8 protein-coding genes are annotated in these 16730 nt (G+C 55.5%); 4 read left to right on the forward strand and 4 right to left on the reverse strand.

Annotated features, from left to right (window positions below; all coding sequences use genetic code 11):
* The first annotated feature begins 16 nt into the window (after window positions 1-16).
* Window positions 17-2557 carry a U32 family peptidase gene (locus tag JIN87_RS15615; protein ID WP_200356520.1) on the forward strand — a complete coding sequence of 847 codons (2541 nt, stop codon included), beginning with the start codon at window positions 17-19 and terminating at the stop codon, window positions 2555-2557.
* Between the two features lie 103 nt (window positions 2558-2660).
* On the opposite strand, the gene JIN87_RS15620 is transcribed toward JIN87_RS15615, so the two are convergent.
* Window positions 2661-3845 carry a XylR family transcriptional regulator gene (locus tag JIN87_RS15620; protein ID WP_200356521.1) on the reverse strand — a complete coding sequence of 395 codons (1185 nt, stop codon included), beginning with the start codon at window positions 3843-3845 and terminating at the stop codon, window positions 2661-2663.
* 195 nt (window positions 3846-4040) lie between these two features.
* Here JIN87_RS15620 and JIN87_RS15625 point away from each other — a divergent pair, with 195 nt between their 5' ends.
* Both JIN87_RS15625 and JIN87_RS15630 read left to right on the forward strand, forming a co-directional pair.
* On the forward strand, window positions 4041-5243 hold the full coding sequence (locus tag JIN87_RS15625) for an AGE family epimerase/isomerase (protein WP_200356522.1): 1203 nt from the start codon (window positions 4041-4043) through the stop codon (window positions 5241-5243).
* Window positions 5244-5283: 40 nt separating this feature from the next.
* Window positions 5284-6507 carry a glycoside hydrolase family 130 protein gene (locus JIN87_RS15630; RefSeq protein ID WP_200356523.1) on the forward strand — a complete coding sequence of 408 codons (1224 nt, stop codon included), beginning with the start codon at window positions 5284-5286 and terminating at the stop codon, window positions 6505-6507.
* Window positions 6508-6700: 193 nt separating this feature from the next.
* Here the strand turns inward: JIN87_RS15630 and JIN87_RS15635 are convergent, their stop codons facing one another.
* Window positions 6701-8149: an MFS transporter gene (locus JIN87_RS15635; RefSeq protein ID WP_200356524.1), complete on the reverse strand. Its 1449-nt coding sequence runs from the start codon at window positions 8147-8149 to the stop codon at window positions 6701-6703.
* Between the two features lie 404 nt (window positions 8150-8553).
* Here JIN87_RS15635 and JIN87_RS15640 point away from each other — a divergent pair, with 404 nt between their 5' ends.
* Window positions 8554-9963 carry an MFS transporter gene (locus JIN87_RS15640; RefSeq protein WP_200356525.1) on the forward strand — a complete coding sequence of 470 codons (1410 nt, stop codon included), beginning with the start codon at window positions 8554-8556 and terminating at the stop codon, window positions 9961-9963.
* A gap of 2 nt (window positions 9964-9965) precedes the next feature.
* Here the strand turns inward: JIN87_RS15640 and JIN87_RS15645 are convergent, their stop codons facing one another.
* Complete coding sequence (locus JIN87_RS15645) at window positions 9966-12311, reverse strand: hypothetical protein (protein WP_200356526.1); 2346 nt, start codon at window positions 12309-12311, stop codon at window positions 9966-9968.
* Between the two features lie 683 nt (window positions 12312-12994).
* Window positions 12995-16534 (reverse strand): TonB-dependent receptor plug domain-containing protein, encoded by a 3540-nt coding sequence (locus JIN87_RS15650; protein WP_200356527.1) that lies wholly within the window; start codon window positions 16532-16534, stop codon window positions 12995-12997.
* Window positions 16535-16730 lie beyond the last annotated feature (196 nt).

Raw genomic sequence — 16730 nt, forward strand, 5'->3', positions numbered from 1 at the left:
CTAAATTCTCTGATCCATGCCGAAACTCATTCCCAAGCGCCTCGCCTCAAAACAGGAAAACACCCGACTCGTCACCAAGCCGGAGCTGCTTTCCCCTGCAGGCAATTGGGATTGCGCCCGAGCCGCCGTCGAGAACGGAGCCGACGCCATCTACTTCGGACTGGAGCGCTTCAACGCCCGCATGCGCGGCAAGAACTTCACCGTCGCCGACCTTCCCGAGCTCATGGCCTACCTCCACAGCCGTGGAGTTAAAGGCTACGTCACCTTCAACATCCTCGTATTCTCGGACGAAATCGACGACGCCCGGGACTTCCTGCGATCCATTATCGCAGCCGGAGTCGACGCCGCCATCGTGCAAGACGTGGGAATTTGCCGCCTCATCCGCAAGCTCTCGCCCGACTTCCCCATCCACGCGTCCACCCAAATGAGCGCCACCAGCGAGGCCGGCATCGCTTTCGCCAAGGAACTGGGCGCCAGCGTCGTCGTCCTCGCCCGCGAAACCTCGCTCAACGAAGTCGCAGCCATCCGCGAAAAGACCATCCAAGCCGGGACCGAAGTCCCCATCGAGCTCTTCGTGCACGGCGCCCTCTGCGTCGCCTACTCCGGCCAATGCCTCACCAGCGAAGCCCTCGGCGGCCGTTCCGCCAACCGCGGCGAGTGCGCCCAAGCCTGCCGCCTCCCCTACGACCTCTACTCCGACGGCAAACAGGTCGACCTCGGAAACCGCCGCTACCTTCTCAGCCCGCAGGACCTCTCCGGCCTAGACGCCCTTCCGCAAATTATCGACGCAGGCGTCGCCACCCTCAAGATCGAGGGACGTCTCAAAGCGCCCGAGTACGTTGCCGCTGTCACCAAAGTTTACCGACAAGCCCTCGACTCCGCCTGGCTCGACTACATCGGCGAAACCGAAAACAACTTCGTCGAGTTCGATAAGGAAGAAGGCCGCTACGCCCTCGAGATGACCTTCTCTCGCGGCCTTTCCGACGGCTGGCTCAACGGCATCGACAACCAAGCCCTCGTACACGCCCGCTTCGGAAAAAAGCGAGGACTCAAACTCGGCACCGTCAAGTCGATCGAAAAGGACGGAGTCACCCTCCAACTCGAAGCGCCTCTCAAAGCGGGAGACGGAGTGGTGTTCGACCGCGGACGTCCCGACGAAAAAGAGGAAGGCGGCCGTATCACATCTGTCGATACCAAGAGCGACGAGAGCTACATCCGCTTCCTCAACAACTCCATCGACTGGAACCGCGTCAACCCAGGCGATACCCTTTTCAAAACCTCCGACCCAGCTCTCGACAAGGAGCTTCGCCAAAGCTACCAAGTCGAACAGCCCAACTACACTCGCCCCATCTCCGCCTCCGTTTACGGAGAACCCGGCAAGCCGCTCACCCTAGAAATCCGCGACGACGAAGGACGCGTTGCCCGAGCCGAATCCACCGAGCCCATCCAAGAAGCCAGCAAGCGCCCACTCGATTCGGAAACGCTCCGCAAGCAACTCGGCCGTCTTGGCAACACCCCCTTCTACCTCGACCAGCTCGACAACCAACTCCAAGGCGACTGCCATTTCCCCGTTTCCCAGCTCAACCAAATCCGTCGCGACGCAGTGGATACACTCACCACCCTCCGCCGCCAACCTCTACGCTGGCGACTCACAGATGGGGCAACCGACCACCCAGAATCCCAAGCCCAGAATCCGGAACCCAATGATTCGAGCTCCGCTCGAATCATCCCCTATCTCCGCTCATTTGAGCAACTCGAAGCAGCACTGGAGCTCCCCTACCAGGAGCTCTACATGGAGCTCGAGGATCCACGCAAATACAAACAAGCGGTCCAACTCGTCCGCGAAGCCTCGCCCGAGAAACAGATCTGGGTCGCTCCGCCACGCATGTTTAAGACGGGCGAAGACTGGGTGATAAAACAGCTTACCGAGTGCGGAGCGGACGGCTTTCTCGCCCGTAACCACGAGCACCTGAGCTCTCTATCCAATTTTCCACTACGAGGAGATTTCTCCCTCAATGTATCAAATCACCTCACCGCCGAATACCTCTTCGAACGCTTCCAGCTCGAACGCCTCACCGCCTCCTACGACCTCAACGCAACCCAGCTCGCCGCCCTGCTCGAGAATACAAACGCCGAGCAGTTCGAGATAACCCTCCACCAGCACATGCCCATGTTTCACATGGAGCACTGCGTCTTCTGCGCCTTCCTCTCAGACGGAAAAGACTTCCGCGACTGCGGACGCCCGTGCGACAAACACCAGGTCTCCATCAAGGACCGCACCGGCATGCTCCACCCACTCAAAGCCGACGCCGGCTGCCGCAACACCGTATTCAACGCCAAAGCACAGACCGGCGCTGAATTCGCCCAAGACCTTCTAAACTTCGGCGTGCGGAACTTCCGCATCGAGTTCCTCAACGAATCGCCACAGGAAGTCCGCGAGACACTCGACCGCTACGAACGTCTGCTTGCCGGCACCCTCAGCGGCCAGTCCCTCTGGCGCGAACTCAAGCTAATCAACCAGCTCGGCGTCACCCGGGGCACCCTACGCGAACGGTAGCGGCCGTTGTCCCCAACGGCCAAGTTCCACAACCAATGCACGTTGAGGACAATGGACTCTATCCCCAAATCTGGCACCCGTCGCCAGCTCGCTCAACGAGCAATCACATCCCCATCGCCGCCAGAGCCTTGCTCTTTCGCCGATAGGCGCTGGGGGTAACCTTCGTCAGTCGCTTGAACACCACGCTCATGTACTCCGGGTGCTCGAAACCGGTCATCTCCGCCACCTGAGCCAGCGAGTATTCGGTCTCCGCTAACATCTGCTTGATGCGCATCACCTGCGCATGCCGGATCTCCACCTGCGGCGACTTCCCAACATACTTACGGAATCGCTTCTCCAAAAGACTCCGCGAGATATGGACCGATTTCGCGACTTCTTCGACCGTGATCCCCTTGCACGCGTTCTCGCGAATGAGATTGAGAGCCTGAGCCACGGATGGATCTTCCACCGCCAAGATACTTGTCGAACGACGGGTAACGACTTCCAAGGGATCGACCAAAGTCTCCTCTCGAAACTGGCTGTGGTGCGCCCCTTTCAAGATCCCCTCCAAGGTCGCCCCCGCCACTCGCGAGTACTCCGACACATCCACGGGAATACTCGAAAGAGACGGCGCGCAGAGCTCACAGCGAGCACTGTCGTTGTTGATTCCCAAAATCGCCACTTCCTCCGGCACACGCAGCTCCGCCTGGTGACAGGCATTGATCACGTGCATCGCCCGTAAATCGTTACAGGTCAAAATTGCCACCGGCTTGGGCAGCGTATCCAGCCACTTCGCCATCTCTTCCTCTTCATTGTGCTCCCAGCCAGGACGACTCACTCCCGGATAGTTCGTTTCAAACACCTGGCAGCTCTTCCCCGCCAGCGTCAGCGCCTCGATAAACCCATCCCGCCTTTCGCAAGACCAAAGCTCATTTCCGAAGCCGCAATAGGCGAAATGCCGGAAGCCCTTTTCCGCAAAATGCTCAGCCCCCTTGTGCCCGATAGCGATGTTGTTTGGGCGTACCTTCGGGCATCCCTTTCGCTTCGTCCCGTCGTCCGACATATCGATGCAAGCGATCCTCCGTTCGCGCGCTTTCACAAACAATTCGTCCGAACTCTCCTTACAAATGATCCCGTCCCAACCCTGGTCGAGCAGCCACTCCGGATTGTCTGCCCCCCTCGCTTGATCGTCCACAAATACGTGCCATTGTGCATTGAAGCGCTTAAATTTAGCTAAGCCATGCAGGATGTTTAAATTCTCCTCAAGCCACCCTCTCAATACCAAGGCTACACGCGGTCTATCGATCATATCTCAATCAGTTCCTTCAAAAAAGTTCGCCCCTACAATCGCGCAAAATCGGAAATTGAGCAAAGGATTTTTACTCTAAATCTCATTAAATTTTAGAATAATTACGGTACACTCTTAACTCAAAATGGCTCTTTGCCTCCCTAAACCTCGCATCCGAGGGATCGTGAAAAGAGGCATTCACACACTCCCAATTTCATGAAAACTCCAGATCTCGACCAACTCCGCGAAAGCTTCAAAACCGAGCTCTTCGACAACATCCTACCCTACTGGCCGCGGATGCGCACTACCCATAGCTTCCTGCCCGCGCTCGATGATGCCAACCAGCCTCTACCCGACATAAAACTGGGAGTCATCATGGTCTCGCGCTTGCTCTGGACCTACAGCCGAGCCTACCATCTGTACGGCAATCCCGAATACATCGAGCTCGCCAACCATGCCAAGCACGTTCTCCTCAACAAATTCGAGGATAAGGCCAACGGCGGATTCTATTGGACAGTGGAAGACTCCGGGCTTCCCTACGAAACGAAAAAGCAGTGCTACGCCCAGGCGTTCTGCATCTACGCTTTTTCCGAGCACTACCGAGCTTCCGGCGAGAAAGACAGCCTCGACCAAGCCTACAAGCTTTTCCACCTGATAAACGAAAAGGCCTGGGACCCAAAAACCGGCGGCTATCTGGAGACCTTTACCGCAGACTGGATCCCGCTCGAAAAGATGCGTCTTGGAGTCGACGATCTCGACGCTCCGAAGACCATGAACAATCACCTGCACATCATCGAGGCCTTCGCGAACCTGCAGCTGATCGACCCTAATCCAGAGGTCAAGGAATGCTGCCGCCAAACCCTTCGCATCATCGCCGATCGTATCATCCTACCGGATACACCTCGTTTTGGACTATTCTACGACTACGACTGGAAGCTGATCGATCCCGTCGTTTCCCCCGGCCACGACATCGAAGGCAGCTGGCTGCTCTACGAATCCGCCGAGATAGTGGGCGACGCCGACCTCGTGGAGGAATTCAAAAAGATCGCCCTCGATATGGCTGAGCTCGTGCTCGATACAGGCATCGACCCAAAAGACAACGGGGTCTACGACGAATTCCACAACGAGAACCCACAAAGCGATACGAAGTGCTGGTGGCCGCAAGCAGAGGGCGTCGTAGGCTTCTTCAACGCCTATGAACTCTCCGGCGACAAGCGTTTCCTAGAGGCAGCGACCGTTATCTGGGACTACATCCAGGAAGTCTTCATTGAACGGGATAATGGAGAATGGATCTGGGGCGTGGAGAAAAATGGTAATCGGATTAACAAAGAAAAAGCCGGACCTTGGAAATCTTCCTACCACAACTCTAGGGCCTGCTTTGAGATCATTTCCCGAATCGAGAAATTGTCCGTCAGGTAACAACAAAAACTCTCAAAAACGTACCCGAATAAACAGAAACATGAGCACCTACGAATCGCGTCTCACTCAGCTAATCGAGCAGCAAGAAGAGCTTCTTGTCCGCCCTAACCCCGCCGTGGAACCTGGCAACGGAATCTTCAGCCGCCACCAGTTCCCAGTGCTCACCGAAAAGCACGCGCCGCTCTTCTGGTCCTACGACCTGAATCCAGAGACTAATCCACACCTGATGGAACGTATCGGCGTGCACTGCGCGTTCAACGCCGGCGCCATCCAGCTCGATGGTAAGTTCTACGTCGTCGCTCGAGTCGAGGGGAACGACCGCAAGTCCTTCTTCGCAATCGCGGAAAGCCCCAACGGGATCGATAACTTCCGCTTCTGGGATCATCCGGTCACCATGCCGGAAACAGACAATCCAGACACCAACGTCTACGACATGCGTCTCACTCAGCACGAAGACGGCTGGATCTACGGTCTCTTCTGTACCGAGCGCAAAGACCCAAACGCTGCCGAGTTCGACCTCTCCTCCGCCGAAGCCCAATGCGGCATCGCACGCACGAAGGATCTTAAAACCTGGGAACGTCTCCCTGATCTCAAAACCCCCTCGCCGCAACAACGCAATGTTGTGCTGCACCCAGAGTATGTAGACGGCAAGTACGCCCTCTACACCCGCCCTCAAGATGGCTTCATCGACGCCGGTTCCGGTGGCGGTATCGGCTGGGGGCTTTGCGACGACATGACAAACGCAGTCGTCGACAAGGAAACCATCATCGACTCACGCGAATACCACACGATCAAGGAAGTCAAAAACGGCCAAGGCGATGCGCCGATCAAGACCGACAAGGGTTGGCTCCACATCGCTCACGGCGTACGCGGTTGCGCAAGCGGTCTTCGCTACGTCATCTACGCCTTCATGACTTCGCTCGAAGATCCGACAAAACTGACTCACTCTCCCGGCGGATTCCTCATCGCCCCCGAAGGCGAAGAGCTCGTCGGCGACGTAATGAACGTGGCGTTCACCAACGGCACCATCACCACCGATGAAGGTGAAGTGTTCATCTACTACGCGTCCAGCGACACTCGTCTCCACGTGGCAACTACAACGGTAGACAAGCTAGTCGACTACGTCACAAACACGCCAGCCGACCCGCTCTACAGCGCCAAGTGCGTTGCCCAGCGCAACGAGCTCATCGACAAGAACCTCGATTACCTCGCAAACAACGACAGCGACCTCCTCAAGCGAATCGAGGCCCTACGGGTCAAATAATTTATCTGTATTCAGTTCTAGCTATTAAAAAAGGCGTCTGCTTTCGCAGGCGCCTTTTCTGTAGTCCTAACTCGACGTAGCGCGGTGCTTCAGCCCGCGACCACCATACCCGGTCGAGCAGGGTCGGAATCAGAAAAAAGCCCTCCATCAATTCGATAGAGGGCCGAAACTGAATTAGCTAACGCGTCTTACATCACGCCCCCATCGACCCATCAGCCATTTTTCGCTCCGCCAAATCCTTCTCGATCTGCAGTTCCAACTTGCGATTGATTCCATAGGTCAAAACCAAACCAGCAGCCACCAGAGCCAAGGCGGACGGGATAAGCGACATCATCATGCGAAGGCCTTCAATGGTACGAGCTGACTGAGCGACGTTGTCCACATAGCCGTAGTAGTTAAGCAAGTAACCCGCCATGGCCGGACCCAAAGCCCAACCTAGCTTCTGCGAGAACGTACCGGCCGAGAAGGTCAGGCCAGTGAAACGACGCCCAAACTTCCATTCCGAGTAGTCAGCGGTATCCGCGATCATCGACCAGAACAGTGGCATCAACGGCCCCATCAGGAACGACGTGATTCCTTGGATACAGAAAACCAAGGCGACATCCCCAGGACCAGAGAAGTAGTAGCACGCCGCTACAAAGGCCACAATTACAGTCAGCCAAAGGTAAGCGTTCTTCTTTCCTCGGAACACATCAGTAAACCACTTCGTGCAAGCCACACCGAGCAATGTACCGATCGTGCCGATTACATTGAACCAAGTCGCAAGCGCAGCAAACTTCCCCCCCTCTTCAACCTGTCCAACGACGTAGTACTTGAAGTAATACAAGATCGCCGCATCACGCATCGCAATCCACATGATCGTGGTAATCCCGATAACAATGATCGCGACCCAAGGCTTGTTCTTAAAGAGCTGCGCCAAGTCCTTGCGCACGTTCGTCTCTTGTCCCTTCGGAGGTTTCACGCGCTCCTTTGTGGAAGAGAAAGTGAACAGGAAAAGGGCTCCCGCGCAAATCGCGTAAAGAACCATCGTAGTCACGTAACCCGACTGCGTCGCCGTTTCGCCATCCTCGCTACCCCCGAGCCGCACGACCAAAATCAAAATAGTCGCCTGCACAATCAGGTTCGCCGCATAAGCCCCATAGAATCGGTAGGACGACAACACCGTACGCTCCGCCGAGTGAGGCGTCATCACCCCCATCAACGCCCCATAGGGAATGTTGATCGCCGTGTAGGTGAGCATCGCGAGCGAGTAGGTCGCGTACACGTAAATGATGGTCCAAGTCTCGTTCAGATCAGGAACCGTGAAGATCAGCACCCCGCTAACCGCATAGGGCAGCACCATCCAACGCAGCCACGGCCGGAACTTGCCGTGCGGCGACTTCGTCCGATCACAAATCATGCCCATGACCGGGTCCGTAAACGCGTCGAAAATGCGAGTCACCCAAAGCATGGTGGCGATGATCGCCGCCTCGATCCCGATGATGTCCGTGTAAAAGAACATCAGGAAAGATGCGAACACCTTAAAAAAGAAGACCGAAGCCATGTCGCCCGAGGCGTAGCCCAGCTTCTCCTTAAATCCTATTATCTTCTCAGGCACCGCACCGGAGGCGGGCGCGCTTGTTTGGTCACTGGTAGAACTCATAGCGTTGGGGACATTCAGTAATCTGAGCGCCAATTTCAGCGGGCGAGTCCCGCTTGCGTCGGCAAATCTTGGGGTTTGGGTTGAATCGTGATGACCGAGAGCAATCTCGCTCTGACAATAAGGGAACGATGCTGCGATCCGACTGCGTGGTCGCAACGCGGAACAGATCGATTTAGAGCTCGTTTTGATGGGAAAACCCCAGAAACTGGAATTATCCTGCGAACAATTCTTCGAGAATTCAAAGCCCCTGATCGCATTCTCAAAATATAATCCCTCCGGAACTCGCCTCCGCCCCCAACTCAGTCTATCGCTATACTTACATAAGCGGTGCAAATAGCTTTCGCCCCCCTCATAAGCTGTCACCCTAACTTCCTTTGCGAAAACAGTAGTTAATCATCACCTGTATGCAGTCTCAAGATACACCCCCAAAAACAAACGAAGAAACCGCGCCGCCGCTGGCGATGACCGAGAAGCTCGGCTTCGCAGCTGGAGATATGGCTTCCTGCCTCTACTTTGGCGTTTTCATGAACTTCCTCCCGATCTTCTACACAGACGTGTTCGGGCTTTCGGCAGCAGCGCTCGCCACCATGATCTTCGTCACCCGCACCTGGGACTGGATCAACGACCCCATCATGGGCATGATCTCCGACCGGACCAAAAGCCGCATGGGCAAATTCCGCCCTTGGCTGATCTGGGTGCTGCCTTTCTGGATTGGTCTCGGCGTTCTCACATTTACCACTTTCGACCTGAGCGACGGAGGAAAACTGGCTTACGCCTACATCACCTACACCTTGCTCATGATGGCCTACACCGCCATCAACGTCCCCTACTCCGCGCTAATGGGGGTCATGACTCCGCGCTCCGATCAGCGTACGATCCTCTCCTCCTTCCGCTTCCTCGGCGCATTCGCCGGGGTCGGCGTAGTGAGCCTCACGCTGCAACGCTTGGTCGCAACCTTGGGCGGCGGCAACGAACAGCTTGGCTACACCCTCACCATGGGCGTATACGCCATCGCGTCCGGTATTCTATTCCTCATCACTTTCCTAACCACCAAGGAACGTGTCGCTCCTCCCAAAGCCCAAAAGATCTCCATCAAGAAAGACCTTTCCGCCGCCATGCGAAACGGTCCATGGCGGGCTCTCATTCTCATCAGCGTACTGACCATCCTCTGGATCGCCATCCGAGGCGGCGCTACGATCCACTTCTTCAAGTACGTTTCCGGCAACGAGCTCTGGGGCGGCACCTTCCTCTTCATAGCAAGCCTAGTCCAGCTCGGCGGGGTCATGCTCACCAAACAGTTCACCCAGATATTCGGCGGCAAACGACGTACCTTCATCACCCTCACCCTCATCAATGCCGCCTTCCTTCTGGCCTTCTACTACATCCCGCCAACAAGTTACTACCTGATCATGGGGCACCAAGCCGTCAGCGCCTTCATGACCGCTCCGCTAATGGCCCTCTTCTGGTCCATGATCGCCGATAGCGCGGACTACGGACAATGGAAACTCGGGCAGCGCACGACCGGACTGATCTTCTCAACAGGCACCTCCTCCATGAAAATCGGCTGGTCCATCGGTCCAGCTGTATCGCTGGCCCTCCTCAGCTACTATGGTTTCGAGGCAAACGTTGAGCAAACGCCCGACACCATCGAAGGCCTGAAACTCATCATGAGCATCATCCCAGCCGGAGTCGCAGTTCTCGCAGCAGCGTCCGTGCTCTTCTACCGTATCGACGCTAAAATGGAGCGCGAAATGGAAGAGGCGATCGCCGCAGACGCCAGATCGGAAGCTCCGGACCCAGGCTGCGCCAAGTAACCTTAATTCGCTCTTCTCAACCTTTCAGGGATCAGTCGCATCGACTGGTCCCTTATTTTTGGGTCAACATCGACATCCAGAGCATCCGCCAAATCCCAGAAGTGACGAATCGTCTCCGCGTTAAGCTTTCGCACTTCCCTCATTTCCAAACGATCCACGACTTCCAACAGCAAATTCTTGGCCGCATTTCTCTGTCCCGAAATGCCGAATACGCCACTCAACCGAATCGCGTCCCCCAACGAGAGCGAACCATAATCGCCGTCCAATCGACGAACCAGAGCCTTAAGCATCGCGTCCAGATCAGCTTTCCTCTTCTGCAAAGCGTACAAACGACAAAGAGAAATCGCAGCGGCAGAATCCTTAGAGTGCTCATACAATAGCGGCTCGAGCCCAAACGCAGCCCGGCTCAAGCCCATCTCAAGCATGTATTCAAAGCGCCGCGACGCCAATTCGCCGGGAGTCATTTCAGGAACCACTTCATAGATCAATGCCAAGCCAAGCTCCCGATCCGCCAACTGAAACGGAATCGGCCGCAACCAAAGCGGAATCTCCTGATCCTCCATCAATCGCATCAAGAAGCTCTTCCCTTCCTCCTCCGTCCCAGCAAAGTCTCGGTGCAGCTCCAGGTACTCCTTTTCGAAGCCGCCCCATGAATAGATCAACACGTGTGTCACGCCCGCATCCAGAATCCGCTCCTTTGCCACCTCCATGCTCGGCGACGCGAACATCGACGCCGCCCGTTTCAAGCCTTCGTTATTTTCCCAGTAGAAGGTGCCAATCCCCTTCGCCCCGCCATAGTAGATTTGATTGGTCGTAGCGTCAGGCGAAGCCAAGACCACGACATTCTCTCCCCCCGCGCGAGCGTTCAAGTAGTGAGCCACGCTCCGCTCCGCCACGCGCGTCAACTCACGCGGAACAGGAGCACCCCGTTCGAACGCTCCATAAACAAACACCAAAGCCCCTGGAACCAAACTCCCGAGAGCGAGCCATCGCAGCGACCGCGAAGCAGCCCCAGCAAAAAGACAAACCAAAACCACCACTAGCAATCCAGCCAACTGCGACCACCAACGAGCCTGATACAATGTAGCGAAAAACAGGATACACGCGGGAACCATCGAACAGGCAAGCAACACAAACACCTCGCTCCGCTTCCTCGACGCATAGCAGCCAGCTCCACCAACCACCAATATCAGCAACGGCAAAACCATAGCGAACATGCGCAAAGGAGAAGTCATCACCTCGAGATTCGCGCTCAAGGTCTGGAATTCCATGATGAAACGATCGTGTACCGCCATCAGAAACGGATCCGAAACCTGAAAGACCTCCGCTCCCATACTAAAGAAAACGACAGGAAGCGGAATCACCATCGCGACACTGAGGGCTATTCTCCCAAATAGCTTTCTCACCTCACTCTCGAATAGTACAGCCAAGAACGCCCCGGCTCCCAGCCACGCCAAGCTGTACAAAGGATGGTTCACTTCGAGCCGCAAAGCCATGGAAGCAGGCGCGTACTCGATCAAATGAGCCAAACAGGAAAAAAGAGCCCCCATCCAAGCCCAACTCCGCACCAAGGAAGCAATTTCATCACCCCTGCCCACAACCAAACGGACTACGATCAACGCCAGCCCAACTCCAAACAGCACAGGCAAAACGCTGACTACGTTGACCCACATCGCCAAAGCCAAAGCCATCGCAGACAAGGCTCCCTCCAAAAGTCCGCTTCTCCCAGACACGCTCCTACGCACGGCCATCGCAAAGAACAGAACCCCCGCCATGCTGGCAAAAATCGCCATCGCATGATGATCGCCCATGCCAAACTTGTAGACATCTCGCAACGGAACCATCGCCAAGACGCCCACACAAAACGCCATCCCAGTCCCATCCCCCGAAACACGCCGCACATAGAGAGACAAAACGAGAATCAGTCCGGCCGCCAGCACGACATTGGCCGCCAACGCCGCCCATTCAATACTCCGCGGTTCGTCAAAGGCTAAGACTCGTATCCACCAGCCATATACGGAAGACCAATGAACAGAGCGCCCCTCAGGCGCATTGTCGTAATCCACTTCCCGTAGTCGAGCGACGCCTTCCTCTTTCGCACGCTGCAAATTGACAACCCAGTGCAAGTCATCGTTTCGATCAGATGCGATGCGCTGACGCGTACCTCCCGAAAATCCTGTCGAAGAACCTTCGTCCCGCTCGAGATACGCAAATCCGCCCTCCATTTCCGTCAGCGAACGCATACGCTCCATCAGCTGAAACGACTCAAGAGCAAGCAGCAACAGACTCGCGATCAGGACGACATAGAAAGCGTAAGGGGCAAATTTATTTCGCAGAGACTCGGCCATGGGGATGCAACTCCTCAACTCTGTACCAAAAGCTGGATACCGCAACCCATAAGAAAAACGGCGATCTCCGAAAGGTCGCCGTTTTATAACCCCTATTTGATCCAAGGTCAACTACCCCTAATAAACCTTGGAAATGCATACCTAAAACTGTGAGATCCAGAAACCGGCCCTCTTGGCCTTTAGCGATTTTTGAATCTGGATACAGCATAACAGATGATCTGAGATTCAGATATGGGACTTTAGTCCTACATCCACAAGATAGAGCCCGTTGTCTCCAACGGGCATGGGCGGTCCTTGAACACAAAAAAGTAGAAGCGGCGACCCCTGTGGAATCACCGCTTCATTGCCCTGATAATCTAAGAGTTACTACCCCTAATAATCTTAGATTTTTTACCCTTAACTATGTAGATCCAGAGTCGGCTCCCTTGGCCTTTAGTGACTCGTGAATCTGGATACAGACTACCAAAGGTTCCGAAATCCCGATATAGGACTTTGGTCCTACTTCCCAAAGGTAGCGCCCGCTGTCCCCAGCGGGCACACAAGGTTTGGAGCGGCATTGCACCCGTCGAGGACAGCGAACGTTACTGTAACAAACAGCAAGCCAAGCAACGCCCCCAATCCAAAAAAAGACGCCCCCGACTTTCGTCGGAGGCGTCAAAAACTTCAGATAGGCTTTTTAATGCCTAGAACTTGAATGTGTTGGTAAGCGTCCAAGTCATCCCCTCGGAGATACGAGAGGTGGCTGGAGAGCCATCTGGCTGAACAGTTACCGGAATCAGACTCTCGTCCTCGAACGCATTGCGGATGTTGAGTTGGATTCTCCAATCGATATTGTCGCTGAGCGACGTTTCATAAGCAGCCCAAAGGTCGATATTCGACTCGGAGCCACCTGTGAATGGGTTATCGACATCGAACTGAGCTACGTCGTCAGTACGATCAAGCGGAGTACCCGCGTCGTCGAGGATGATAACTGGGTATCCAGTCACGACTTCGTCCTGCCAGCGGAAGGCGCCACCTACACTTGCTCCAGCGAGCATGCCGTCGGAGAAGTTGTAGTTAGTGACCACGTTGAGTCTCCATGGACGGAGCTCTGCCACGTCGGAACCTTCGAGCTGCTTGAACAGCTGGTAGCTGGAGTAGAACTCGCTTCCGTACTTGCTGCGAACGGTTTCACCACCGAAGCCTGGACCCCAGAGACGAGCGTCTCCGTAAGCAGTGTTGTTGATCACATCCCAACGGCTTTCAACCCACTCGCTGTAAGTACGGGCGAGGTTTGAACGGGTCGCGCTGGTCTTAGTCGCGTTGAGAGCGATGTTCCAGTTGTCAGTCGGCTGGTAGAAGAGCTCGTACTCCCAACCTTCGGAAGCCGTGTCACCAGTGATCGCAAACGCGGACGGCTCACCATTCCAAGCAGCGCCACCAGCGCCCCAACCTGCGTCAGGAGTGATCGCGTCCCAATTCTGTCCCCAGAAGTCGCGGAACTGCTGAGACGGGTAGTTCGATGGATCGTTGAACGCAGCCACGACGCCTTGCTCGATCGCCAAGGTGCGAGCCACTTCAGCGGAACGCTCAGCGGCAGACATACCTTCGGTGAAGGCTGGCTGGTAGCGGAGAACTTCAACCTCTGGGTTGATGTACGGATTGGTGTCCGCATCGAAACCAGCTTCAGGATCTTCGAGAGCGTAGTTGCGCCAGAAGTCATCCTTACCGCCTTCGGCCATCTTGGCGAAGAGCATACCCCAACCTTCACCTGCACCGATCATGTAGGAATTAGAGATGGAAGACGCGCTCAAGGTGTCGTTGGTCACCTCGGTTTCGTAGTAGTTAGCACGGAAGCTGAAACGATCGTTCAGACCGCTGATCACGATACCGTATTCCGTAGTTTCGCCACGGGACGGAGAGATCGGAGAACCAACGAGGTCGCGGCGGCTTGCGTCAGGACGGAAGTTCTCAGAGTCGCTGTAGGTCAAGGATACGCCCCAACCATTCATCTGGTCGCGCCACTCTTGCGGAGTGTGAACCACCATGCTGAAGGTCTTGCTGATACCGCTCGCGCTAACGTAGGTCTTGTTGTTCGGGATGTCTACGTCAGCAGTGCTGCCTGGAACCATCCAGCTGGAACCGAATGGATCAACCGCGCCGGCGATGCCGTCTGGGTGACCCGGAACGTTACCAGCATTGGCCGCGTTGTCAGTATCGTCTCTGTATCCGAATACTGGAACAACGTTTCCGTCGAACATGAAACCTTGCCAAACGAAGGCCTTGGAATCGATCTCGTTGCTCGCGAGATTAGCGCGGCGGTAGAGGTTCGAGATATCGCCCGCTGCTTCGCTCCAAACCGTGTTGCTCACTGTACCAGCGTTAGCCTGGAAGGAACCATCGGTTGGAATCAGCTCGGAGTGGATACGGTCCAAGTTCGCGCCAGAAGCGGAGCTCGAGCTGAGCAAGCTTGGGCCGAGGTAGACGAGGTTCGCGATGTAGCGGCTCGCCTGGGTGATGGAGTTGCCAGTATTGAAGCTGGACGAAGTCGCACGCATCCAAGAAGCGCTACGCTGATCGAAAGTGGACTTGCCATAGACGCCAGTGAAGCGGTGCTTACCGAAAATGCTAGCAAGCTCCTCGTTCAAGTTGTCGTTGAAGTCGACTTCGTAGAATCCAGTGAAACGGAAGTTCTCACGATCACGGTAGTTGATCTGATTGTTCTGCGCGTCACCGCCGACATAGGGACGACCCAGATTCGGGTTGGGCATACCTTCAGCCGTACCATTTGGAATGGTAGCCATCATGTCGATCGAGAGCGACTGACCCCAGTTGTCGAGCAGGTTTGTTTGACCGTCGACGTAGTCCTGAGCGTCATACACGAGCTCGATACCGAGCTTGTTGTCCATCATGCTGCGAGAGAAGGTGATGTTATAAGAATCCCACTCCTGCCACTCGCTCTTGTTCGGTCCGTCGATCAACTTGTCATAGAAGTCGAAGATCGTTGGGTCACTAATAGTGGTCGGCTTCCATGCGGTGATGGAGGAACCTGGCAAACCTCTGATGTTGTCAGAACCGATCGCCACCTTCTTGGAGAAGGAGTCGAAGGCGCCGATACCACGGAACACGCCAGTCTGTTGGCCGCCACCCGCGAGGAAGTAGTAGTCCTGTGAAGACTGGTTGGTAGACTCGTAGACAGCTGTAGGGCCATCGAAGATACGGCCAACCGCTGCGTTGATCCAAGGATCGTAGCTGCCGGAACCAAAACCGTTCTCGATCGCGTTTACGCCACCGACCGTGTAAGTCGCCTTGCCCATACCGGTCGCCGCCGTGTCAGTCACAGGGCGGAACCACTGCGTGATGCGGTCGATCGGAGGGATCACGCGAGGACGATTCGCATCGATCTCACCGTTCTCGTAATTGACGCGGATAGAGGTCGAAGCTGAGTCGCTGGAAAGAGCCTTCGGCTCCCACTTCATCGCCACGTAGATACGCTGATCGTCCTCAAACGCTCCGTCTTGCATGAAGTCTTGCTCGTCGTTGAGAAGAGACACGCGAACCGCGAGCTCATCCTCGATCAAAACCTTGTTGTAGTCGAGGGACGCTCGCCAAGAGCCATAGCTTCCGTAACGAGCCTCGAAGTCACCGCCATCTTCGAAATAGGCAGTGTTGGTCGTCGCGTTGATAACACCGGCCGGGCTGCCCAAACCGAAGAGGATCGAGTTCGGACCTCTCTGCAGATCGATACGATCGACATTGTAGGAATCCCAAGGGATGTCCGTCTTGAAGAAGTCACGAGTGTTGTCCGCAGCAGCGAGACCACGTACACGAGTCGCCGCGTTCGGACGCAAACGTTGGCTGTCAGTATCGACACGACCGAAGTCACCGCCGCCAGCGAAGTTACCGCCGGTACCCGCTACTTCCGTTCCACCTGTGTAGATAAGAAGCGATTCGTTGTCCGTCGCGGACGTGTCACGCAAGAACTCCTCCGTGACGACAGAGATCGAAGAACCAACGTCCTTCAGGTCGGTACGGATACGACTTCCGGCAAGAGTAGAGGTCGCGCGGTAGCCAGAGTTCGCTTCACCTTCAATCGTGAAGGGAGAGAGCTCGTACACATCCTCTTCGTCATCGTTCTGAGCGATGCCGAGAGGAGCAACTAGAAGGGCAGCGCCCAGAGCGATCGCTCCGGATGCAGATCTAGGCCATGCATATCTATTGTTTAGTTTGATCGATTTATTCATTGGGTAGTGTGAATACCAATTCACGATTTGGGTTGTGTTATGCCGACCCTACACGCAGGCCGGCAAAAGGGAGTTCGTTCCGCTCAAGCCAGTCGTTGGGTGACACGGCGATACGCGGAAACACGGTAGCATTTATGTACTTGAAAATCGCTGAACGAGATCCGAGAGGGGACCCGATTCAGACGATGAAATTAAA

It is taken from the genome of Pelagicoccus mobilis (assembly GCF_016595505.1).
GTDB lineage: Bacteria > Verrucomicrobiota > Verrucomicrobiia > Opitutales > Opitutaceae > Pelagicoccus > Pelagicoccus mobilis.